Here is a 22,823-nt window from a genome sequence, read left to right as displayed (position 1 = left end):
CAAAAAGGTTACTTGTTGAGGCAACTGTTTCGTATCCTGTGTTCACAGGATAAGGCCGCTTGGCACCAAAACCGGGATCTAATGCCACTGCAGATTCAGTATTTCACGATCCAACGAATCGCGACTCGACGCCAAATCATTGCAGACGCAGGGGCCCCATCGCTAGCGAAGCGAGCGTCGCAATCGAACAAAACGAACGACGGGATTAGGTCATGAAAAAAGTAGTACGGGTCTACTTACGAAATTGATCGTATTCTGGATTGATGTCGGCGTTCTTGAATACCGGTTTGTCTTTCCACAATTCGTAGGTCGCTTTCAGCTGGACGACCGATTCAGGATATTGGCCTTGATCGTTTGTCTCGTCGATCCATTTGTTGAGCACGTCACGGTGTTCGCGAAGAGCGTCGACGAACTGAGGATCATCGGCCAGATTATTCATTTGATGCGGATCGTTGGCCATGTCGTACAGTTCCTCCGATGGACGGATGCCGAACCAATGTTGTTCTTGATAATCACTTAGTTGGCCCGCGTGATGCAGCCGTTTCAGATCAAGAACGTCCTTTTTGTTGTCGCGATATTGCGCCTGCAACATCGGCCGTTCGGGATAGAAATTGCGAATGTAACGCAATTGATCCGAACGGACTGTACGAATGCGGTCGATCGTGTAATCGCAACGATCACGAGCCGAAATCACATATTTGACCGGTTTGTATTCGCTGCTAAACAGATCCTGGCCGTCAAGATAATCGGGCAGCGGGACACCCGCCATCGCCAGCGTGGTCGCCGGAATGTCCAGCGCCGTGATAATTTCGCCGCGGACCGTACCGGCGTTCAGCGCCGGGTGTTTGCCTTTGATCACAAGCGGGATATGGACGCCGCCTTCATAGCAGAACTGTTTGTGACGCAGCGAATGGTTGCTGCCGTGATCTGAGAAGAAGAACACAATCGTGTTTTCCATTTCCCCGTCGGCCTGCAGTTGATCCAGGATCGCTTCGACCCGAGCATCAGCACCGCGAGCGGCGTTGTAATGCGTCGTCCATGACTTGCGAAGCGCCGGGGTGTCCGGGAAATACGGTGGTAGCGGAACATCATCGTCCGCCAGCAGCTCGCCTTTGCGAGTATGTTTAGCGTTCGCTTTGCCCCCCTTGATTTCGATTTGACCGAACCACGGTTGAGATTTGTTCTCGCGAGCGTTCCAGGTATCTTCAGTGATCGACAGGGCATGACGGGCTTTGTTTCCCTGCCATCCGTTCATGCCGGCTTTGTAGTCGTCTTTGTTGCCAACGCTGTACATGGCGCGACGATCGTAGTGGAAATTGTAGTCGTCTTTACCGCTGTTGAAAGTAAAATAGCCCGCGGCACGCATCAATTCGGGGATCGTCTTTATTCCTTCAGGAAGATGAATCTGAGTATCCGGCGGAACGATTTGTCCATCGGTGGTCCGTCCGGAGCGATGTTGGTGCGTTCCCGTTGTGGTTTGCATCACGCCGGTGATCATGGCCGAGCGGCACGCCGAACAAACGGGCGCCGGCACATAGGCTCGCGTGAACAACACTCCATCGGCAGCCATTTGATCAATCGCTGGCGTATGCCCCGCATTGATCGGGTCGTCGTAGCATCCCATGAACGGTGACAGGTCTTCGGAGAAAATCCAAAGGATATTGGGCCGCTCGCTAGTTGCTTGCTGCTCTGCGGACACCGATTGCAGCCCCGCAATCAGCCCGCCCATCACGAGGGCTAACAAGGCAACCTTTCTAAACAAGCCTGGAGCTGCCGTCGCCGGCCGCGGTGAGCATCCAGTGCCGGTTTGTCTTCGATAATCGTGTTTCATCAAATCGTGCTCGCAATTGAGATGCGGAATTGGTGGCTGTGAAATCAAATCCATCGGATGAATCTGACCCAGCAGCTTACTTGCCTTCGGCGGCCCATTTTTTCATGAGTGCAATATTGTCTTGAACTTCCTTCAAATGTGCGGGATCAAATTTGGGCAACGCCAGCCGGTCGGTGTAGACCTTCATGTCACTGTCGTACATTTTGACCGACTCGGGTTGCCGCCCTTGATCGCCAGTCTCTTCCATCCAGCGATCCAGACGATTGCGAAGTTCACTCAGCTGTTCCGCGTACGCCGGGTCGCCTGACAAATTGTGAATCTCGTGAGGATCGTTTTTCAGGTCGTAAAGTTCTTCGCTTGGTCGTACTTCGCGAAATATCAATTCTTGCACTTCGTTTAACTTGCCCGCGGCGTGGTATTCACGCATTGCGATCAAGATCGCCTTGGCATCCTTGTACGCACAAGGCTGTAAATAGGGACGGTTGGGTAGAAAGTTGCGGATGTATTTGAATTCTTTGGTTCGTACCGATCGCATGTGGTCGACCGTTTCGTCACAGCGGTCGCGAGCGGCGAAAACTGCTTCACGCGGTTCATACTCGCTTGCCAAAATATCCTTGGCCTGCATGGAATTTGGGATGTCAATTCCCGCCGCCGCCAGCGAGAGAGCCGCGATATCGATATGCTCGACCACGTCATCGCGGACCGTCTCCGGATTCACGCCAGGACCTGCGATCACCAACGGCACGTGCAGTCCTTCGTCGTACAAAAATTGTTTACCGCGAGCGTGGCTGATGCCATGATCGGTCATGAACAGCACTAAGGTGTTCTCGAGCACGCCTTCGCGCCGGAGTCGATCGAGCACTTCACCCACCATCGCATCGGTCAAGCGAACCGAATCCAGATAGGCGGCCCAGTCACGCAAGATATCAGGATGATCGGGGTAGTACGGCGGCAAAGTGACAGCATCAATGCCCGTACTGTTGCCAAATTCTTTTTCGGCTTGCCGAGCGATCTTGTCCCATCCGGCTGCGTCCTTGCCACGAAGCTTGCCGCCCGCGGTTTGGATTTGTGCAAAGAAAGGTTGCCCCGGTTTACGGTCCTGCCAATCGTTGCTGTCGTAGACCGATTCGTCCCACTGGAAATTGTAATCGGTCTTGCCCAGTTTGCCGTTCAGCGGCCAACCGGTAATCGAGGTGTGGTAACCCGCGTCTTGAAAAAGTTTGGGAACCAGTGTGACGTTTCGAGGTAACTCGATTTTTTCAGTCCCGCGTCCACTGCGATGATGATGTGCCCCAATACTGGTTTGATACATCCCAGTGATAAACGCGGATCGACAAGTCGAACACACCGGAGCGGTAACATAGGCGTTGGTAAACTTGACGCCGCGCTGGGCAAGCCGATCGACGTTGGGAGTTTCGATCGCCGTTTCGCCATAGCACGAAAAGTTCGCGGACATATCATCAGGAATGATCCAAACAATGTTGGGACGCGAATCAGCACGTCGCGAATTGGTTTGTTCGTCGCCGTAGAGCGTGGCGGTCACTAACAGCAGGAGAGGAAGGAGCGGGAGCAGTTTCATGATGGGTGTTATGTCTGCAATGGAAGGGCGTTCGAATTAAATTAAGACAAGGGCTTGCCTTGGTTTAGTCGTTGGGATCCACGATGTTTTTCCAGTCGGGATAGATCGGCCGCTGCTTCGCTTGGGGGCCGCCCTTTTCCGGCGGAGCGGGAGGCGCGGACTGAAGCACGTCGCTGAGCTCTTCTTTGGCGGATGCCGCCTGCGAATCGAGCGACTCCGCAGCCAAGTTATTCGCTTCTAACAAGTCCGTGGGCACACGATAAAAGCTGCCGTCACGATACAGTTTGTACGTTTCGTTGCGAACGTATTGTGAGCCGGGGAAATTGCCCCAGTACGGCTGGTAATGGCAGAGCACCCAGTCGCGTGGATTGCCGGCTTTGCCCTGTAATTGTGGCAGAAAGCTGCGGCCATCGACCGGATCGTCGCTGCCGAGTTGGACGCCCGCGGCTTCGGCCAGCGTGGCGTAGAAATCGGTAAAGTCGACGAGGTCATCCAGCACCAAGCCCTCCGGTGTATGCCCTTTCCAGTAGGCCACCAACGGGACGTGGGTTCCCATATCTTTGGTGCCACCTTTGCCGCCGCGGATCGCTTGTCCGTTCCAACGCGAGGTAATCGATCGGTTGGTGCCGTTATCGGCCGTGAACAGGAACAGCGTATTGTCGAGCTGCCCGGCCGCTTCGACTTGCTTGACAAGCTTGCCAACGATCTTGTCCAAGTAGTGGACCATTGCGACAAAGTTGGCCTTTTGTGCGTCCGCGTTTTTCGGAGCCTTGTTCGTATCATGCGTCCGTGGCGAATCTCCGATCGTATCCGGAGTGGGGACGAACGGATTGTGCACTAACACCGTGGGATAATAAACAAAGAACGGCTGATCTTGGTTCCGCTGGATAAAGTCGCAGAGAAAGTCCGACATGATGTCCGGGCCGTATTGCTCGTGATTATCCTGCTTCGTCAGAAATTTGCCATTTTGCTCCAGCGGCGGACTCCAAAAACGCTCGCCACCCTGCTTTCCCCCCTTCGCGGCAGTCAATTGCCATAAGCAATATTCATCAAACCCAGCCTGCACCGGTCGCTGATTGTCATCACTTCCAGGGGCACCGTGATACAAGCCGTTGAGTTGCCACTTACCCGCGACCGCCGTCTTGTAGCCAGCGGACCGCATCATTTGCGCAAACGTTTTCTCTTTCGGATCCAGATAGCCGAAATGGGTATAGTTGCGAAAGTTGTATTTACCCGTCATCAACTTCACACGTGACGGGGTGCAAATCGGAGTCGAATAACAGTTTGTAAATCGCACGCCTTCGGACGCCAGTGCGTCGATGTTAGGCGTCGAGTAGTCTTCGGCTCCGTAGCAGCCAAAGCACTCCCAGCTGACGTCATCGGCCATGATCAAAATCACGTTGGGCGGACGTTCGGTTTTTGTTTCGACGGCGTGCGCTTGTGCACATGCGAGAAGCATAAACGCAAACATCCCTAGCGTTCGCACTGGATTGTTCATTGTCATTTTATCTTGCCGCCTTCATTGTCATTCGTTCGAGTAACCAGTGTCGCTGATCGCGGAGCAGTCAACGACACTGGTCATTGTATTCCCGAATACTTCTGCACGTTCATCTTTCGCTCCCACGCGGCGAGTTTTTGCACGAACTCTTCCGTTTTCTCGGGATGGGGTTGTGACAAATTGTGTTGTTCACCAATGTCATCGGCGATGTTGTAGAGCTTCACCGTCCCGCTGCGGTAGGCGAGCAGTTTCCAGTCGCCCAGTCGCACCGAGGCGTACAAGTCTTCGTAGGCGCGGTAGCCAAAGATCGGTTCGTCTCGCGCGAGCGTGCTGTTGTTTTGGATCGTCGAGACCAGCGACACACCATCGAGGTCTTTGTAGTTGGACGGATCACCGCCTGCGATTTCCAGGAGCGTCGGGAACAGGTCGGTCGATTGAACGATGCTGTTGTTTTCCGAGCCCGGCTTGGTAACGCCCGGCCAGTGGAAGACAAACGGCACGCGTGCACCACCCTCGTACAGCGTGTCGACTTTCTTGCCCCCATGGAACGGCGGGTTGTCAAACGCACCGCCCTGGTCCGACAACAAGATCACGATCGTGTCGTTTTCGATTCCCTTGGCTTTGATGGCATCGCGGACGCGTCCCACCGATTCATCAAGTGCTTTGACCATCGCGGCATAATGTGCGTAGGGGCCTGTTAATCCTTTCGCTTGAAAGTGTCTGACAAGGTCTTCGCGTCCGTCGTGAGGTCCATGCACGGTGTAATACCACAGCGATAACATGAACGGTTTGGCTTTGTCATAGCTGTTAATGAACTGAACCGATTCGTCGGTCAATTTGTCCGTCAGATAGCGTTCCTGTTCGTCGGCAAAAACATCCGAGTTGACAAAGTAAGGCGGATGGTACGACTTTGGATGTCCCCAGTTCGAGGTGCCGATCTGATTGTCGAATCCCTGTTTGACCGGATGGTATTCCTCGTGGCCGAGGTGCCACTTTCCGATGAATTTGTTGTAATAGCCGAGTTCGCCAAGTGCTTCGGCATAAGTCGTTTCCTCGAGCGGCAACCAATTGCGACAAGGAAATTGGGCCGGATCGCTTTCCCAGAAATTGAACTCCGTTTCGGTGCGTCCGAACTTGTCAAAATCGGCGTGTTTGGGGCCGGTGGGGATATGACGCACCAAATCGAGTCGCACCGGATGTTTTCCCGTTAACAACGTGCCGCGACTGGGGCTGCATGTCGGACATGCGATGTAGGCTTGGCGAAAATCGATTCCTTCGTGAACCAGTTGGTCGATGTTCGGCGTTTCAAATACAGGGTTGCGACATCCCATGTCGGCCCAACCATAATCGTCGACAAACAGCAAGACGATATTGGGTTGTTGGGGGCTTGTCGTGGTCACCGCATCGGCCGCAGTCACCTTCGTGCACGGTAGAACGGCCAACAGAAGAGCAAACGCGGTCGTCATCTTGATCATGGAGCCTGCCGTGGATTTAAGGGGACGAAGCTGAATGCGGCTGTTGGTATCGTCGTTGATCGCTGCTGGGATTGACAGTTGATGTTATAGCCCAGAGGGCGGCACAATTCCTGCCGGGGGTATTAACCCCGGACGGCGACACTCTCTGCTTAGTACTTGCCGTTGGTGCCAAACATCTCTTTTTTCGATGGACGAGGACGGACGCGAACGCTGTGGTCGGGTTCCCCCGTGACGCGATCAAATTCGTCTGGAGTTCGCTGCGACGGTAAATAGTCGGACGTCTCTGCGGTCCAAGTTGCCAAGGCCTGCGTCAATTGGTTGCGAACCGATTGGTAGGCAGGATCGTCGATGACGTTGCTCAATTCGCCAGGGTCACGCATCAGGTCATACAATTCCCACTGCGGACGAGGCGAAACAAAACAACTTTGTTGTTCCTTCGTTAGCTTGCCTTCTTTCTGTAGTCGCAGCATTGCTTGCCAAGTGAGTCCGCGTCCGGCATCCGCCGAAGGCGTTGCAGCCAAGTCGACATAGTCGTTGCGAATCAGTTTGAAATGTTGGTCCATGACACAGCGAGCGTGATCCTCGTAGTCGTGCCAGTGGTCTTCGGCAAACGCATATTGGCGGGTCTCGGTCATCGGGTCACTCAGAACCGGTGCAAAGCTGTGTCCTTCGAGCTGCATCGCGTCGGTCGTGTGCTTGTCGATCTTTGCAAGCTCCAGAAACGTGGGAGCGATATCAATAGCACTGACCAGCGAGTTCGTGGTCACACCGGCGCGAACCGTCTCAGGCCAGCGGACGATCCACGGAGTGCGAATGCCGCCGTCGTAGAGAGTTGTTTTGTCGCGTGGAAACGGACGCCCGTTATCGCTGATAAACAGAATTAGCGTGTTTTCGGCAACGTTTTGTTGTTTCAGTTTCCTCATGACTTTGCCGACGTACGTATCAAGTCGCCCGATTTCGTCGTAATAAAGTCGCAAGTCTTCTCGCACATCCGTGGTGTCGGGCAAATGCGGCGGAACAATCACATCAGCATGACGGTGCGGCGGATCCAAGGCACCTTCGCTGTATTCACGGTGCGGATCGAGTGCCGCCAACCACAGAAAGAACGGTTTGTCACGCGGACGGTCGTCAATCGCTTGCTCCCAATCTTCGCAGCCGCTCGGCTGGGCCGCGATCATCTTTGCCGGCTCGCCCTCGTTGCCCGATGGCAACACAAAGCCCGCGGTGGACGCTTCGTAGATGCGGTCAAAATGGTCACGCACCGCGTCGCCCAAATGCCATTTGCCCGCCGCCGCCGTGTAGTAGCCCGATTGTTTCAGAGCCGCAGCCAACGTCTTGCTCTCCGGCGGCAACGGCCAATGCAATTGCTCGGCACCCGTGTTGTGCGGATACTTGCCCGTCAAGATGCTCGATCGCGAAGGGCTACATGAATTTGTCGTCAGGTACGCATGCTCGAACCGGAGTCCCTGTTTGGCAAGTTGGTCGATATGCGGCGTGCGGATTGCAGGGTGCCCGTACGCACCACAATCGTCCCAATTCATGTCGTCCGCAATGATCAGCACCAAATTCGGCCGATTCCTAGAATCCGCGGCCCACAACGACGAGCAAAGACAGATACCAACGACAACGGGATACAACAATCGAAGAATGGAAAACGATTTCATCAGGGATGCCAGACTTGTGTTTGGAAAAGGGGGGGATAAGTTCAGTAAATAAAATGGCAGCAAACGCGTCGTTTGTCGTTTCTAATGTAGTGGAGCTTGCTAAAGCTCCCTGGCTTTAAACGCGAAAGGATCTTTAGCAAGATCCACTACCATAAAATCGTCGTCGGTCCAGCATAATCGACTGCTGCGGTTCGGTTATTGATCAAGCACATTTTCAACCCAGTCGCGGACTTGCCTGCGGTAGACGCTTTCCTTGTGCATCCACAGGTCGGTGTGCGGGTGCACGACATTGCCTTCGGGGATCGCAAAGATGTGGCTGGTGGGAATATCGATAAAGGTAAAGCGGGCCAATTCGAGATGATCCTTCAAGAATGCATCCTGGGTTTTGCTGGCTTGGGTTCCGCAAACCAGCACTGGCCGACCGTCGAGCCGGGCCAGGCGTTTTAAGGCCGATGCTCGATCGCTGTCGGGGTAGCCCCACGTTTTTTCGCCGTCAAAGTGGTCGTGCGTCAAGAAGCCTTTCCAAAGCGAAGCGATCTCGTCATCGGCGAGTCCGATATAGCTGGTCGCGATCGCCCCACGAGAGAAACCGCAGAGGATGACGTTTTCGGGATCGCCTCCGAATTCGGCACAGATGCGAGGAAGATTGATTTTGCAGTAATCGACGGTCGCTTGTTTGTCACCCCACCAAGTGACGGCATTGGTTTGTCGTCCTGTTTCAATATACGGCAGGCAAACCCAGATAAAACCTCGGCCGCCGCTGATGCCGTAACCTAAATTGGCATCGCCGATCTCGCCGGTCGAGTTGCAAGCAGGCCATTTGTTTCCGGTGTACTCGACGATCACTGGAAACTTGCCGCCCGGTTTCCAGTCCAATGGCAAATAAAGCGAATGATGCACCTGAGTTCCCTTGTACTCGGTCGCGACTTGCCGCACGCGTTTTCCCGCCCCCGGGGAACCCTCGGTCATCGGCGGCGATAGGAGGTCGAAAGTGGTCAAGGTTTTCACTTCGTTGACTTGGTGAACGTTTGCCCGAGTATCCGCATTGAGATCGGACTGGGCATCACAGGGCGAAACCGTGAACACGCAAATTAGGGTCAGAACAAAGAGACGGTGACGGTTCATGGAAGCAAGTATTTTGCGATTTCGGGAGAGGGGGGGGCTGCTGGTTCTGCGTGTCCAACCGCGTAGACGCCAAACATTCAGTGCGTCAAGAACCCCACATGCTGCGGAAGCCAATTCAGGCTGTCGCAAACGGCAAAGCGAGCAACGTATTCTAGTTTAGTGGATGAGCCTTTGCAGCATTTGACCAATCCCTAGTCGTAGTGGGTGAAGTGGTAAGATTACAGATTGGGATTTTCCGTTGACATTTCCGCGGCAGATGACATTAGCAAAGACGCGGTGTGTCCATCATATTTGTAGCGGTGCGGCGCGAGCCGCCTGGTTGCAGCGAGTAAAACGTTCGGTATTTACCGGGCGCCCCACGCCGCTCCGCTACAAACACCACCTGTTTAGTGCGAAAGTCGATGGCGTGAGCCCCTCGCCACGCCGCCATGAAAATCAAAGTGAGAACGAAGTGACCGTAACGACCACCCCACAAAAGCCGATGATGACGATATGGAAAAGCCCCGCACTGGCATTGGCCGTCGCGGTCGCGACGATTGCCGCATTTGCTGGCTCGTCAGAACCGATCGCCGCGGACGAACGCCAGCCGAACATTGTGTTGATCATGGCCGACGATCTCGGTATCGAGGGGCTCGGCTGCTATGGCGGACTCAGCTACGCCATGCCAAACCTGGATCAGCTTGCCGCCGAAGGACTGCGGTTTTCGCACGCTCATGCGCAGCCGCTTTGTGCGAATACTCGTATGCAGTTGATGACGGGGATGCACAACGATCGCAATTGGATTTGCTTTGGGATCATGGATCCCGCTGAGAAAACGTTTGGTCATTATTTACAGGACGTCGGCTACAAGACTTGTATCGCAGGCAAGTGGCAGCTGCAAAGTTATGATCCACCGGACTATCCCGGTGCGGAAACTCGCCGCGGCATCGGCATGCATCCCAAAGATTCCGGATTTGATTCATACGCGCTGTATCATTCGCTGCATACCGAAGACAAAGGTTCACGATACGCTAACCCAACTTGGCTCGAAGACGGCACGCTAAAGAAGGCCGAGGGACAATACGGGCCAGACCGGTGGGTGGACTACATCAATACATTCATGGAACGTGAAAAAGCGAATCCGTTTTTTGTCTATTATCCAATGGCACTTCCCCATTGGCCAATGAATCCGACGCCCGACAGTGCCGATTGGAGTGACCCCGCGAAGCGACTCGACGAAGACCCACGCTATTTCAAAGACATGGTCGAGTATATGGACAAGTGTGTTGGCAAGATCGTACAGAAGATTGACGACCTTGGTTTGCGTGAGAACACCTTGATTCTGTTCTATAGCGACAACGGCACGCATCTTTCGATCACGTCGCAAACAAAAAATGGGCCTGTCGCCGGAGGCAAGGGATTACCAACCGATGCAGGAACTCATGTGCCGCTAATCGTGACTTGGCCAGGAAAGGTTCAGCCGGGCGTTTCCGATGCTCTGGTTGATTCGACTGATTTTATTCCGACGATGATGCAAGCGGCCGGGCATCCATTGCCATCGGACCACGCTTTGGATGGGATCAGCTTTTATCCGGAACTGGTGGGTGAAGGGACCACATCGCCGCGTCGCCAGTGGATCTATTCGTTTTACGATCCTCGTCCGGGATGGGACAAAGATCATTTCACTCGCCATGTCTCGGCCCGCGATCGACGCTGGCATTTGTACCAAACGGGCCAGCTTTTTGATGTCGAGGCGGACGTTTTAGAGCAGCATCCGATCACCGCCGAGAACGACACCGCCGAAACCGCGGCGGTGCGAAAACGCTTGGCCGCAGTGCTCGAATCACAATCCCAATCGGATAAAAACGTGCAGTAACCACTTACTTCACCCTCCCGGCAAAGCAAGGGAGGGTCGGAAATCGAGCCTATAGCGAGATTTCCGGAGAGGGGTGGTGACGCTGAACTTGCACGTTGTCATCGCTTACACGCAGAGGCCGTACCGGTGAACTTGTTTCGTTCGTTCTGACCGCCTCGAAACAATTTTCGCACCAGGTGAGCACGCTAAACGATTAAACCCTTTGGCAATTTATCAGAGCAAGCGGGTAAGAACTCGATCACGCCTGGATTGTGAGACGTGAACAAGCGGCGGTAAAAGTAGTTGCCTTGCATCAGGAACAGCAGGTTGCCATAGACCAATTCGGGTTGTTTCAGCCGAGTGCCGATCAGCGGTGTCCGGATCTGAGCCGATTGCAATGCGAAACTGAGTGAGGAGCATCGCAAAATTCGCCGGCTTCGCTGCAACGACGACGTGTCGAACAAACGAATCGCGGATCCGGTCCAGCGGACGACCGCCCCCGTTTACTGCGTGCTCAGCCGCATTCGACGCACCCGTCACAATTGCGTTTCGGGCTCGGTGAAAATGGTCAGCGAGTCGTAATGCTCAAGCAGCGGCTCCGGATTTCTCGGCTTCTCGGGAAATCTTAGGTAGCTGATTCCGAAGGGTTGCTCCGCCACACCAACGGCGGTTTGGAGGCTTCGTTGGGGATTAACGCGATCATCAATAGAAAGAGGCCGACGACAATGTGGTTCTGGTGAACTGGGGGCGGAGGAACAACGAAAAAACGTCCCCACACAATCAAGCCCGTCGCAACCACCAGGATCAACAGATGGGCGTGTCGTGTTGGTCGCCAGTACGACAATCCGGCTAGAGTGCTGATCAAAAGAGCGATGCCAAAATCGACCCATAAAATCACAGGATCAACCGGAGACTGAAAGACGAACGGGCTGGCGGCAAGCCACACCGCGGTCATGATTTCGATGACGCGTCCCCACATTATGCCACCTCGCGTGAGAGAAGTTTTTCACCCGCCTGATCAAGTTGCTCAGTGCGAGAACCCCAGAACGCTTTCCAGAACAACTTCACGTCGTGATGGTCTTGCCAGACAATTTTTAGATACGCGAGTGAAACGCGGACTTCATCCCAAGCCCAGTACACCAAGATCAGTGAGATACCGGCCGTCACCAAGCACAGGAAACACCACTGACCGATCACCAATGCTTGAAGCACGACCAACACGACGCTGACGATGCCCAGTGGGATCACGTCAATTCCAAACAAAATCACGAGCCAGGGACGGTATTGCCAGCGACGTGGGGATCCAGCAAACCCAAGGACGGCGTCGCCGAGATACGCCAGTACGCCGAGCGCCGCATCATGAATCCCCAAGATGCGATACATTGACATCGCGGTATCCGATTTAAGCACGCGGTTACTACTATCGCCGAACACCGGGTCCCACGAACTTTCGATCAATCCCCACTGAAACAACGATAGATGCGCCGAAATCAGTGCGGCAACAAACGCCAACAAGCAAATCGGAATCCGCTGGCTCCACGCCGACGGATTGTGTTTGTATGGCGGTACCGGCCGGTTCAACGGATCGACGTCTGCGCGGTCAGTGGTCGTCGGCGAATGAAGCATCCTTTATTCCTGTCGGGTGAGGTCGGTAGTGCGCTGCATTACATCAATGCTCATTGCTCGAGTCCGTTTTGGCGGTACCATTTTTCAGGGTCCGCTTTTAATGCATCGGTCATTTTGGGCAATGTCGTCGACAACGAATGTTTCGGTTCCCAGCCCAACAACTCTTTGGCACGCGAGATGTCCAGGGCATAATGGTCGTCTGCCATCGCGACCATGAACGGTTTGATAAACGCGTCACCGCCCTGCAGCGTGTCGCTTACTGCGGCTCCGACTTTCGCCACCGGTTTGGGAATTCGCATCGTCGACCATTCTTTGCCATGCAGTTGCTTGCCAATCAAGTTTTGCAGCGTTTGGTACGACAGCGTCTCTTCTTCGCCAATTAAAATCGCGGTTTTTGGAGCGATCGCATCACGCCGCTCTACCGTGCGGACGATCGCATCGACGGTGTCTTCTAGATGAACCGCGGCCTGTCCCGCATCAGTATCGCCCGGGAAAAAATGGCCTTGAAAATCTTTTTCGTAGATCCGTTTGATTTGCTGGACGATGGTCGGTTGACGTCCATAGTCGGTGTAGACACCGGCGACTCGCAAGAACACCGATGGCACATTAGGGTGCCCTTCGCGGATCAGCCGTTCCGTTTCAATTTTGCTTTGCGGGTACGGCCACTTGGCTTTCAGCGGATCGTCCTCGCGGATTCGCTCACCCACTTCGCAAGGAGCGTGTACCAACATCGTGCTTGTAAAAATAAACTGTTCGTACTCGAAATCTTCGAGTGCGTTTAATAGTCGATCCGTGCCGTTGATGGTCACGGTGTTGTAAAGCTCACTGTCTTCGCCCGAGAAATCATAGTAGGCGGCCATGTGCACGATGCTGGCAAGTTTGCCGTCGGTTTTGCGGCGGACTTTTTCCATCGCGCCTTGAACCGAAGAGTAATTAGTAATGTCGCACTCGATGTCATGTACATGCTCAAGTGCTTTGGGTGGCTCGGGCAATCCGACGCGATCGAAACCAAAAACTTCGTAGCCAGTTTCGGCGAGTCGACGGCATGTGAGGTTGCCAAGCAATCCAGAGCTGCCGGTGACAATCACGCATGGGCGTTCGCTAGACATGTTTTTTCTCTGAAATGAAGGTCAATCAGTTCCTTATTAAGACAACTTCTTCAACAAAGCGACGCAACTCTCATGCCAACGAATTGAGGCCCGCGTGGTCCGTTAACCACGTGGTGAGTCCGCTACATCGTGTAGAACACAGCCAATCCGGCGGCATACGTCGCCAATACTGCAAACGAATCGACTCCCATCCCAAACACGGTCTTGTCGCGTCGCTCTAGAATTCCCCACAAATACAAACTGGTGACGACGATCCCCAACGCCGCCAGAAAGGCTGCGGACGGCTGCAGGGCGTCAAACAGGTTGCCTTCGCGATAAGCCAATTCCGCAGGCAAGAACAACGCGATCTCGAGGCTGTTGGTGCCTAGAATATTTGCTGCCGCCATGCTGTAGGCACCAAAGCGGACCGCAGAATAAGTCGTACTCAGCTCGGGCAAACTCGTCACCAGGGCGACCAACGTAGCACCAACAAAGCTTTGTCCGATCCCTGTCTGCTCAGCGATCATTTCGCCCGATACCGCGACAAAGTAGCCTCCGATCAAGACAACGGCAGAGGCGATGAAAAAGTAGCCGACCAAGCCGCGTGTCGAGACGTCTTGGTATTGGCGTTGATGTGCATCCTTGATATCACGGGCCGATTCGGGTGGCTCGGCAATCTCTCCACGCGGTTCCCATCGTGGTTTTCCCTCATAACGATAGATTACCCACAATGATGAAATGTATGCTGCAAACAATAGGATCGGCCACACTCCAACGCCAGCAACTGAGTAAAGCTCGCCGCTCGAGACGGCCGCCGATGCGAGAGCTATCAATGCGATCAGCATTACGCCGACCATGATCAATGACGATTGCGGCGAAAAGAGAGTGAGCGGGCGACCACGCAATACGAATGCGTCAATCAAAGCCAAAACGGCAACCTGCATCACCACGCCTCCGAGCAGATTGTTTCCCGCTAATTCGGCCGCTCCGGAGTAAGATGCCGTCAACGTCGTTGCCAACTCTGGCAAGCTGGTGGCGCCGCCAAGCAGTAAGACGCCTGCAAACGCTTTTCCCAGTCCCGTCCGGTCTGCAAACAGGTCGACGTACTTGCTGAGCTTGGTTCCCGCAAACCACACAAATAACGCTGCGACAGCAAAAATGCCGAAATGGATCGTTAGTGACTGGGACTGCAAATCAAGCATCGAATTCAACTCAGTTGGGAATGCAAATAAGTGAATTTTGTTATGGCAACCGATTGCCGATTTCCCACACTGCGTCAACGAGGCAGCGTCGATTTTTAAGCCATGTCGATTTTCAAACGGAATGGCGTAAGCAAACCGAATGGCATAAGCAAACGGTAACGCGAGAGGGAGTTCTGGCGGCGGAATCAAACAGCATGTGCCATGGGGGTCGCCCCGAACGGTCACGCCAAGGTTCTGAAACCATCAAGTGGTTGTCGTCCGAGCCGACCGCTGCCGCAGCACTCGCCAAATCCACCACGCAAACAGCCCCGCGATCACTGCCATGCTGACCCAGCTCAACGGGGCTGCGAGATCTTTGTAATGGTCGCCGAGCCACCATCCGATGCCAGCAAGCAGCGCGGTCCATAACACAGTGCCGATCGCCGTGAATACCGAAAATCGGCCAATCGGCATCGCTGCAAAACCAGCCGGAACGCTGATCAAGGTACGAATCCCAGGAATCATCCGACATACCAATACCGCGACACTGCCCCATTTTTCAAACCATTGATCGACTTGATCCAAGTCGCGACGGGTGATCGTTAACCAAGCACCGTGGCCGTCGATCCAACGGGCCAGCCGCTCCTTGCCAATCCAACGCGCCAGTAGATACCAAGCCAACGCCCCCAGAAACGAACCGATGCTGCCAGCCGTGACGACGGCAATAAATGACACATTTCCCTGGCTTACCGAGTACCCTGCCCACGGCATAACGATTTCCGACGGCATCGGCGGAAAGATATTTTCAGCCAACATCAGGAGACCTACTCCTGCCGCGCCAAACTGTTCCAAAAATTCAGTGATCCATTTTTCCATGCCCAAACTTCACGGCAACCCGCGTGCCAGCGGCACATCATCTGCATTACCGCAGCAAAATGATCACATGGCTAAAAGAATTGGATCCGGTCTGGCAAGCACTCGCTGCCGGTCTGTTTACCTGGGGGCTGACCGCGCTGGGCGCTGCGCTGGTGTTTGGCTTGGTTCGAGTCAATCGAAAACTGCTCGACGCAATGCTTGGGTTTGCAGGCGGAGTGATGCTGGCGGCAAGTTATTGGAGTCTGCTGGCGCCATCGATCGAAGTGGCGGACGAACAGGGCTGGCCTAGCTGGTTTCCGGCCGCAGTCGGTTTTATCGTCGGAGGTGTTTTTTTGTGGGGGCTCGACCGCCTGCTGCCCCATCTGCATCGTGGGCTGCCGACCGAATCCGCCGAAGGACCGCGTACCGCGTGGCAACGCAGCGTGCTGCTGATCATCGCCATTACGCTGCATAACATTCCTGAGGGATTGGCGGTCGGCGTGGCGCTGGGCAGTGCCGCCAGCGGTCTGGAAACGGCCAGCCTGGGCAGTGCCACCGCATTGGCCATTGGTATCGGATTGCAAAACGTTCCCGAAGGGATCGCAGTTGCCGTTCCGCTACGCGGCGAAGGGCTCAGCCGCATCAAGGCCTGGATGATTGGACAAGCATCCGCGCTGGTCGAACCCGTGGCCGCCGTCATCGGAGCCGCCGTGGTGATGTTCGCTGCTCCGGTGTTGCCATTTGCCCTCAGTTTCGCTGCCGGGGCGATGGTTTACGTGGTGGTCGAAGAGTTGATCCCCGAAACGCAGCAACAAGGCAATGATGACTTGGCAACCGTTTGTCTGATGCTGGGATTCACTCTGATGATGATTTTGGATGTAGCGTTGGGTTAGATCCCGAATGCCTCCGTTTTTCATCGTTGTAAACCAAAAAAGTCATGATTTCTAAAAAAAAATCTTGACCGTTTTTCGACCAGGAACCTGGTGCCATTTTGTTGTGAATCGGACGCTGCTTGTAGTTGTTCGGTCGTGTTCAAAATTCATAGGTCCTCAGGAGTGCGGAAAAACGAGAACAGGGATTCTGGATTCCGAAAGGATTTTGCGTCTGAGAAACCGCCGTAAATCCCCTTTAATTTGACGTAGTCGCCACTGGTTAATAGGATTCGCAGAGTCAGAGAGCAACTTGCAGTCAACTTAAACAGCAACTTTCATTTGTTTTTGCTTGAGGGGCTCGTTTGCTTTTTTGGTGAATTTAGGTCATGGGTAACCTGGTTGCCATGGTTCTGAAAAGTCGATTTTGAGGTGCTTCGCAAAGACGTGCTCCTGCTTCATCTAATTCAAGGCTTCTCCATCTCCAGAGCACGAAGCGAAGAACGACCTCGGGGTTGTTTGAACTGGTCATCAAGATCGGTGTCAACGGGATCAGCGTCGCGTCGACCGCGGTGAGGGTCACGAAACAAAGTGAGCGAGTTTCTTCATCGGCCGGCTCGAAATGACGAATCGGCGATGGTCCGTCCTTTTTCTTATCTTGAAGGTTTTTTGATGCAAAAGAATCGTTCTTTACCACAGCGTGACGGGTTTACCCTAGTCGAGTTGCTCGTGGTGATCGCCATCATTGGCGTGCTCGTAGGTTTGTTACTGCCCGCCGTTCAAGCGGCCCGTGAAGCGGCTCGCCGAATGAGTTGCAGTAACAATTTCAAGCAACTTGGTCTCGGTATGCACAACTATCACAGCGCCTACAACGCGCTTCCGATTCAGGGAAGTGGTACCGAGGATACAACCCTCAGCAATTCGTACTGGTGGTCCAACACCAAGAATGCGAGTCAGAACCAATTGTCGGCCTTGGTGGGACTGACACCGTTCATCGAGCAGCAAGCGATTTGGGAGGTGATCAGTAACCCCAACGATTACAACAAAGACGGCACGATTGATTTCCCAGCGATGGGCCCAAGTCCACAAAACTGGCTCGATTACCTGCCTTACAGCACTGAAATGCCGACGCTTCGTTGTCCAAGTGATCCGGGAACGGGATTGCCCGCCGCGGGACGGACAAACTATGCCATGTGTGGTGGCGATTCGGGACGCTGGATCAACTTTGGCAATCGCAGTGACAATCCTTGGAAACCTCTCAACTCGGCTCAAGCCGAAGAGCAGCGTGCGGCCGATCGTGGTGTGTTTGCTTGTTACAAGCAAATGAAGTTTCGTGACATTCTCGATGGTTTGTCAAACACGATTGCGATGGGGGAAATCGCGACCGACCTCGGCGATAAAGACAAGCGAACGATTTCTTACGATCGTCCAAGTTGGACCTATCCTGGTCCGCGTGACAATCCCTCGGATTGTGGTGCGGGTGGTTTGGTGGATGCTCAGCGACCTCAGTTCTGGGCTTCCTCGACGCCGACCGATGGATCATCCAATGGTCGTGGTTATCAGTGGTTCAGCCGATTGCCGCTGTACACGATGGTGACCACGATTTTGCCACCCAACAAAGAGGTTTGTGGTTATGACCGCGGTGTTGATTTGATCGTGTTGCCGCCATCGAGTCGTCACCAAGGTGGCGTTCACGTGTTGATGGCCGATGGAGCGGTGAAGTTCATCACCGACTCGATTGAATCCGGCAATTCAACCGCTCCCATGGTTCATCAGTGGGGCAACGCGACCAACAAGAATCAACCGGGAGCGCAGAGTCCTTATGGGTTGTGGGGATCACTTGGCAGTCGCGCCGCCAAGGAAACGATTTCGGCCGAATTCTAAACGGCAATAAAGATGGATTCGAATCGGATCTCCCTAACCGCAGGTTCGATTCTGACAAGTCCGAACAACCAGGCTTCGTGTACCGAGTGCCCGAAGCCTTTCTTTTTAATGATCGATCATTTTACCCCATTAACTCGAAAGCTAACAATGAAACGACTTGCATGCCTTGCCCTGTTGTCCTGTACGTTCTGCTTCAATCTTGGATGTGGCGAACCCAGGGCAGCCAGCGTCCTAGAAGGTGCCAACGAAGAGGAAATCGCCAAAGTCCGCGCCGCAATCGAAGAAGAACAACGCATGATGGAGAAAGGATTTGCGCAGGGGAATTACGATCAAAGTAAGCCTTTGCCCAAAAACTAAAACGTCTTGCTTCATTCTCAGACTGTCGGGATTCATCACGTCAAGATGCGACGTTGCGGTCGGCTGGTGCTTCTGGTTTTGTGTTCACTGTTCGGGGGCTGCGGGGGCACGCCACTGCCAGATGCGGACACGCCAGGCGTCGATCCGGTTGCGGCTGCATCCGCGTACACCCGTTTTTCGCAAGCGGTAGCTGAAAGCAAATGGGCCGATGCGTCACAGTGGTCCAGCGCCGCTTTGATCGAACGACCTGATGATCCCGACGTCTTATTCATGGCAGCTAAGGTTGCCTACCATAACGGCGATCTGCCGTTGTCGACCGAACTGATGTTGGCGGCCTGCGCGGTCGAGTCCTATGCCGACGATAACCACGTCCAACAGACGGTGGTGGCACTGCTTTCACGGGGACGGCTTTATGCCGGAATCGAACTACTTGAAAACACCACGGAACGACGTCCCGAGCATCACGTTTTTCGCCGTCAACTTGTTGATTTCTATGCGATGGCCGAGCGGGCCGATTTAGCGGATCCCCATCGACGTGTGTTGGTGCAACAACGCAAATTTGATCTCAAATTGTTGCTAGATCTCGCTGCAAACGGACCGCGAACGCTCGAAGAAGATTCGCTGCAGTTGTTAGTCGATCGGAATCCCGAGGATTTGCGACCGCTGCTAGCGAAAGCGAAACGCCACTTTGATCAACGTCGTGACGAAGCCGCCGTTGAGCTGCTCGCTCGCATTATTGCTCGTCACGTCGACTTTGTTCCCGCTCATGCGCTGGCGATTTCGACCGTTGCGCGATCTGGCGATTTTGATGCGGTGATGCGGCTGGCGACCCAAACGCCTGAGGACGTTGACTCGGATGTCCGCTACTGGATCGCATTGGGAGACTGGGCCCATGATCAAATGCTCGATGAAGTTGCAACGCGGTGCTACTGGGAAGGAACACTCCGAGATGCAGACCACAGCGAGTGTTGGTTGAAACTGCAAACGAGTTTACAGCGACTGGTTGAACAGCGGTTCACGCCTGAGTTGATCGCGGCAAGTAGCGGTATCCAAACACGGGCCCGGTTACTCAACCGTCTCGACCAACAGCGACGCGAGTTTTTATCCGCACAAGCCGATTCACAGCGTTTGGCAATCGGAATCGCCCAAACGCTTCAACAGCTTGGCCGTCTCTGGGAATGCGAAGCGTGGGCCGCAATGGCATTAACATTGACGCGAGATCCGATCGAATCGGCAGCCGAGTATCGCAATTCCGTCGTCGCCACGCTTCGCCGCGACATGCCATGGCAAGTGTTACAAGGGCATCCCGAACTAACGCTTGATTTCAGCCATTTGGCACTGCCGGCAGTCGAACGCGACGCGAGTCTGAAAGATCACACCACGCTGGTCACAAGTGCCACCGAGCCGAGCAGGCATGCCCAATCCACTTCCCAATTGAAACTCATCGATCAGGCAACCGAGCGTGGAGTCAAGTTTTTTGGCTACACTCACGAACATCTCGATCAGCCCGGATTTATGTTGCACCACACGCTCGGTTGTGGCGGAGGTACGTTGGACTACGATCTGGATGGCTGGAGCGATGTTTACTTTGCGGCGGCGGGGGGGACGCCCCGGATCGCCGATTCTAAAAGCAACGCTTTGTTTCGGAATCTTGGTGGTGTGTTCCGCGAAACCACCTTGTTAGCTGGCACCGGCGACACCGGATTTGGACAAGGGGTTGCCGTGGGGGATGTCAATGAAGATGGTTTTCCTGACATCCTTGTTCTCAACTTTGGCCGCAACGCACTGTACCTGAATCAAGGCGATGGAACCTTTGAAGAGGGAACCAGTCGCTGGCTCGGAACAAGCACCGAGGCCGCGTGGTCCACAAGCGGCGCGATCGTCGATCTCAATACGGATGGGTTGGCGGATTTGGTGTATCTGAATTATTGCAAAGGCGAGCAATTGACGACCCATCGCTGCTTTGCAAAGCAATTGGATGCCGCACCCTCCTGTTCGCCGATGGCATTTCCGGCAGACTCTGATGTGTTTCGGATTGGTGACGCTGCCGGATATTTTCAACCGCAATCGGAACACATCGCAGCGGAACCCGACATCATCGGTCGTGGTTTAGGGATCGTTGCCGGTGCGTTGGATGATGACGCGGGAATCGATCTGTTGGTTGCCAATGATATGACCAACAACCATTACTGGTCGACGGCATTAGTTGCCGATGCCGATGATCGGCTACGTGATTTTGCAATGACGCGCGGTTTGGCCGGCGATGCTCGAGGTGCTGCACAGGGATCCATGGGGATCGCTGTGGGTGACGTGGATCGTGATGGGCGATTTGATTTGTTCGTGACGAATTTTGCAGATGAGTCTAATCTGCTGCATCGGGATCGTGGCCATCAATTGTGGGTCGACGATACCAATCGTTTCGGACTCGCATCGAGCTCGTTTCCGCTGGTGGCATTCGGAACGCAGATGGTGGATTTTGACAACGATGGACGACTTGAGATTGTCGTCACCAACGGGCACGTTCAGATTTTGTCGCCGAGTGGTGTTCGTGCCGACTATGAACAACCCTTCCAACTTTATGAGCAAAACGCAAAAGGGCGATTCGAATTGGTGTCCCCAATCATGCAAGGAGCGTATATGAATTCGTTGCACGTCGGTCGCGCGTTATGGACGGTGGATGCCGATCGAGATGGGATGACTGATCTGTTCGTAACGCATCAAACCGAGCCGGTTGCCTTGCTGATGAATCAATCGACAGCAGGACGGTCGTGGATCGAATTTCAATTGGTGGGAACGTCGAGTTCGCGGGACGCGATTGGAGCCACGGTCGAGCTTCGTTGTGGCAACGACGTCTGGAAAAAGCCGCTCACCTCGGGTGATGGCTATCTTTGCAGCAACGAACGTCTCCTTCGTTTCGGCTTGAGGGATTCGAAGCCCTCGAATTGCTCCGTGACCATCCGTTGGCCAAGCGGCAATGTGGATTCCTACGACGATTTGACACCCAATATGCGGTGGTCAATCGCGGAATCGCAAGGGATCACGATGCTCGACCATTGAAGTTGCGGCAGACGGAATCGGCCTGCCCGCCGCTCTGTCCGCGACACACTTCAAAACGTTCGATTCGAATCAGCAAATCCCGTTTTTTCGCTCGCTCTCGCTCGTTTGGCGGTTCGGTGGCATGTTTCGCCATTGCAACGCTTGTCGCGAATTGGTTCCAAGCAAACTAGACACTCAACGCAGATGCTTTATGGCAGATGCTTTATGTCGGTTTGCTAAAAAGCCTTTATCGCATCAACGTTATTAACCAACCACTAGAACAGGACTCTAAAAATGCCTCGTCTCAACCAAGTCACTCCCGATCAAGCTTCCGGCGCGGTAAAGGATATTTACGGCAACCTGACGTCCCAAATGGGCAAAGTCGTAAACATTTTTCAAGGTATGGGAAATAGCTCAGCCGCGTTGAAGGGGTATCTTTCGATGTCCGCAGCGTTGGCCGAGGGCGAGTTGGCGCCGGAGGACCGAGAGGTTATTTATCTGGCCGTCAGTGAAGAGAATGGCTGCGAATACTGCGTTTCGGCTCATACGATGGTCGCCAAGAAAATCGGACTCACGAATGAGGAAACGTTGGCAGCTCGTCGCTTTTTTTCGGAGGATAAAAAGCGTGCAGCGTTGCTCGAGTTTGTCCGACGTGTGATCGCGAGCAAAGGTTTTGTCTCAGATGACGAACTGAACGAAGTGCGGACGGCCGGATATAGCGACGGTCAAATTGCCGAGGCGGTGGGGTACATCGGATTGGCGACCTATTCAAACCTGTTTAACCACGTCAATGACACGGCATTGGACTTCCCAGCCGCTGAGAAACTCTAGGGCCGTCGCGCCAGACATGGCAAAGTACTTCGGTTTTTGTAGCCTTTTTGTAAGGATACTTGCACGAGATCGTCTCATTGTTAGCGAAAC

The 22,823-nt window shown here is 54.1% G+C and carries 18 protein-coding genes; 6 read left to right on the top strand and 12 right to left on the bottom strand.

Annotated features, from left to right (window positions below; genetic code table 11):
- Positions 1–232: 232 nt before the first annotated feature.
- The 6 genes from ABD971_RS18470 to ABD971_RS18445 form a co-directional block, all read right to left on the bottom strand.
- Positions 233–1,831: a sulfatase family protein gene (locus ABD971_RS18470; protein ID WP_345324440.1), complete on the bottom strand. Its 1,599-nt coding sequence runs from the start codon at positions 1,829–1,831 to the stop codon at positions 233–235.
- 76 nt (positions 1,832–1,907) lie between these two features.
- Positions 1,908–3,410: a sulfatase family protein gene (locus ABD971_RS18465; RefSeq protein WP_345324438.1), complete on the bottom strand. Its 1,503-nt coding sequence runs from the start codon at positions 3,408–3,410 to the stop codon at positions 1,908–1,910.
- A gap of 64 nt (positions 3,411–3,474) precedes the next feature.
- A complete protein-coding gene (locus tag ABD971_RS18460; protein WP_345324436.1) occupies positions 3,475–4,914 on the bottom strand; it encodes a sulfatase family protein in 1,440 nt (479 codons plus the stop codon).
- Positions 4,915–4,988: 74 nt separating this feature from the next.
- A complete protein-coding gene (locus ABD971_RS18455; protein WP_345324434.1) occupies positions 4,989–6,383 on the bottom strand; it encodes a sulfatase in 1,395 nt (464 codons plus the stop codon).
- A 149-nt stretch (positions 6,384–6,532) separates the two neighbouring features.
- A complete protein-coding gene (locus ABD971_RS18450) occupies positions 6,533–8,047 on the bottom strand; it encodes a sulfatase family protein (RefSeq protein ID WP_345324432.1) in 1,515 nt (504 codons plus the stop codon).
- 195 nt (positions 8,048–8,242) lie between these two features.
- Positions 8,243–9,172, bottom strand: coding sequence for a hypothetical protein (locus ABD971_RS18445; RefSeq protein WP_345324430.1), 930 nt, complete (start codon positions 9,170–9,172; stop codon positions 8,243–8,245).
- Positions 9,173–9,428: 256 nt separating this feature from the next.
- Here ABD971_RS18445 and ABD971_RS18440 point away from each other — a divergent pair, with 256 nt between their 5' ends.
- Positions 9,429–11,027, top strand: coding sequence for a sulfatase family protein (locus ABD971_RS18440; protein ID WP_345324429.1), 1,599 nt, complete (start codon positions 9,429–9,431; stop codon positions 11,025–11,027).
- Between the two features lie 185 nt (positions 11,028–11,212).
- On the opposite strand, the gene ABD971_RS18435 is transcribed toward ABD971_RS18440, so the two are convergent.
- From ABD971_RS18435 to ABD971_RS18410, 6 genes are all read right to left on the bottom strand, one after another.
- Complete coding sequence (locus tag ABD971_RS18435) at positions 11,213–11,431, bottom strand: hypothetical protein (RefSeq protein WP_345324427.1); 219 nt, start codon at positions 11,429–11,431, stop codon at positions 11,213–11,215.
- 200 nt (positions 11,432–11,631) lie between these two features.
- The gene (locus tag ABD971_RS18430; protein ID WP_345324425.1) at positions 11,632–11,985 is read right to left on the bottom strand and encodes an SPW repeat domain-containing protein; all 354 of its coding nucleotides are present in this window, start codon (positions 11,983–11,985) and stop codon (positions 11,632–11,634) included.
- Positions 11,985–12,632 (bottom strand): vitamin K epoxide reductase family protein, encoded by a 648-nt coding sequence (locus ABD971_RS18425; protein WP_339940781.1) that lies wholly within the window; start codon positions 12,630–12,632, stop codon positions 11,985–11,987. The genes ABD971_RS18430 and ABD971_RS18425 overlap by 1 nt, the downstream gene beginning before the upstream one ends.
- A gap of 50 nt (positions 12,633–12,682) precedes the next feature.
- Positions 12,683–13,741: an NAD-dependent epimerase/dehydratase family protein gene (locus ABD971_RS18420; protein ID WP_345324422.1), complete on the bottom strand. Its 1,059-nt coding sequence runs from the start codon at positions 13,739–13,741 to the stop codon at positions 12,683–12,685.
- A gap of 122 nt (positions 13,742–13,863) precedes the next feature.
- The gene (locus tag ABD971_RS18415; protein WP_345324420.1) at positions 13,864–14,922 is read right to left on the bottom strand and encodes a sodium:calcium antiporter; all 1,059 of its coding nucleotides are present in this window, start codon (positions 14,920–14,922) and stop codon (positions 13,864–13,866) included.
- 243 nt (positions 14,923–15,165) lie between these two features.
- Complete coding sequence (locus ABD971_RS18410) at positions 15,166–15,717, bottom strand: DedA family protein (protein WP_425571331.1); 552 nt, start codon at positions 15,715–15,717, stop codon at positions 15,166–15,168.
- Positions 15,718–15,836: 119 nt separating this feature from the next.
- On the opposite strand from ABD971_RS18410, the gene ABD971_RS18405 reads away from it, so the two are divergent.
- The 5 genes from ABD971_RS18405 (at position 15,837) to ABD971_RS18385 (ending at position 22,733) form a co-directional block, all read left to right on the top strand.
- The gene (locus ABD971_RS18405) at positions 15,837–16,649 is read left to right on the top strand and encodes a ZIP family metal transporter (protein ID WP_345324418.1); all 813 of its coding nucleotides are present in this window, start codon (positions 15,837–15,839) and stop codon (positions 16,647–16,649) included.
- 648 nt (positions 16,650–17,297) lie between these two features.
- Positions 17,298–18,509 carry a DUF1559 family PulG-like putative transporter gene (locus ABD971_RS18400; protein WP_345324417.1) on the top strand — a complete coding sequence of 404 codons (1,212 nt, stop codon included), beginning with the start codon at positions 17,298–17,300 and terminating at the stop codon, positions 18,507–18,509.
- A 147-nt stretch (positions 18,510–18,656) separates the two neighbouring features.
- Entirely contained in the window at positions 18,657–18,866 is a 210-nt protein-coding gene (locus tag ABD971_RS18395; RefSeq protein WP_339940769.1) for a hypothetical protein, read from the top strand.
- A 6-nt stretch (positions 18,867–18,872) separates the two neighbouring features.
- The gene (locus ABD971_RS18390; RefSeq protein ID WP_345324415.1) at positions 18,873–21,923 is read left to right on the top strand and encodes a CRTAC1 family protein; all 3,051 of its coding nucleotides are present in this window, start codon (positions 18,873–18,875) and stop codon (positions 21,921–21,923) included.
- Between the two features lie 273 nt (positions 21,924–22,196).
- Positions 22,197–22,733 carry a carboxymuconolactone decarboxylase family protein gene (locus ABD971_RS18385; RefSeq protein WP_339940765.1) on the top strand — a complete coding sequence of 179 codons (537 nt, stop codon included), beginning with the start codon at positions 22,197–22,199 and terminating at the stop codon, positions 22,731–22,733.
- Positions 22,734–22,823 lie beyond the last annotated feature (90 nt).

Source organism: Novipirellula rosea (genome assembly GCF_039541335.1).
GTDB classification, from domain to species: Bacteria; Planctomycetota; Planctomycetia; order Pirellulales; family Pirellulaceae; genus Novipirellula; species Novipirellula rosea.
The sequence above is the reverse complement of the archived record's forward strand: the minus strand, read 5'-3'. Positions and strand labels throughout refer to the sequence as shown.

Excerpts from the sequence above, each read along its gene's own strand:
- ABD971_RS18460 (WP_345324436.1), bottom strand. The coding sequence starts at position 4,914 with ATGACAATGAACAATCCAGTGCGAACGCTAGGGATGTTTGCGTTTATG.
- ABD971_RS18410 (WP_425571331.1), bottom strand. The coding sequence starts at position 15,717 with ATGTTGGCTGAAAATATCTTTCCGCCGATGCCGTCGGAAATCGTTATG.
- ABD971_RS18420 (WP_345324422.1), bottom strand. The coding sequence starts at position 13,741 with ATGTCTAGCGAACGCCCATGCGTGATTGTCACCGGCAGCTCTGGATTG.
- ABD971_RS18445 (WP_345324430.1), bottom strand. The coding sequence starts at position 9,172 with ATGAACCGTCACCGTCTCTTTGTTCTGACCCTAATTTGCGTGTTCACG.
- ABD971_RS18430 (WP_345324425.1), bottom strand. The coding sequence starts at position 11,985 with ATGTGGGGACGCGTCATCGAAATCATGACCGCGGTGTGGCTTGCCGCC.
- ABD971_RS18425 (WP_339940781.1), bottom strand. The coding sequence starts at position 12,632 with ATGCTTCATTCGCCGACGACCACTGACCGCGCAGACGTCGATCCGTTG.
- ABD971_RS18400 (WP_345324417.1), top strand. The coding sequence starts at position 17,298 with ATGCAAAAGAATCGTTCTTTACCACAGCGTGACGGGTTTACCCTAGTC.
- ABD971_RS18440 (WP_345324429.1), top strand. The coding sequence starts at position 9,429 with ATGACATTAGCAAAGACGCGGTGTGTCCATCATATTTGTAGCGGTGCG.
- ABD971_RS18405 (WP_345324418.1), top strand. The coding sequence starts at position 15,837 with ATGATCACATGGCTAAAAGAATTGGATCCGGTCTGGCAAGCACTCGCT.
- ABD971_RS18455 (WP_345324434.1), bottom strand. The coding sequence starts at position 6,383 with ATGATCAAGATGACGACCGCGTTTGCTCTTCTGTTGGCCGTTCTACCG.
- ABD971_RS18385 (WP_339940765.1), top strand. The coding sequence starts at position 22,197 with ATGCCTCGTCTCAACCAAGTCACTCCCGATCAAGCTTCCGGCGCGGTA.
- ABD971_RS18395 (WP_339940769.1), top strand. The coding sequence starts at position 18,657 with ATGAAACGACTTGCATGCCTTGCCCTGTTGTCCTGTACGTTCTGCTTC.
- ABD971_RS18465 (WP_345324438.1), bottom strand. The coding sequence starts at position 3,410 with ATGAAACTGCTCCCGCTCCTTCCTCTCCTGCTGTTAGTGACCGCCACG.
- ABD971_RS18450 (WP_345324432.1), bottom strand. The coding sequence starts at position 8,047 with ATGAAATCGTTTTCCATTCTTCGATTGTTGTATCCCGTTGTCGTTGGT.
- ABD971_RS18470 (WP_345324440.1), bottom strand. The coding sequence starts at position 1,831 with ATGAAACACGATTATCGAAGACAAACCGGCACTGGATGCTCACCGCGG.
- ABD971_RS18415 (WP_345324420.1), bottom strand. The coding sequence starts at position 14,922 with ATGCTTGATTTGCAGTCCCAGTCACTAACGATCCATTTCGGCATTTTT.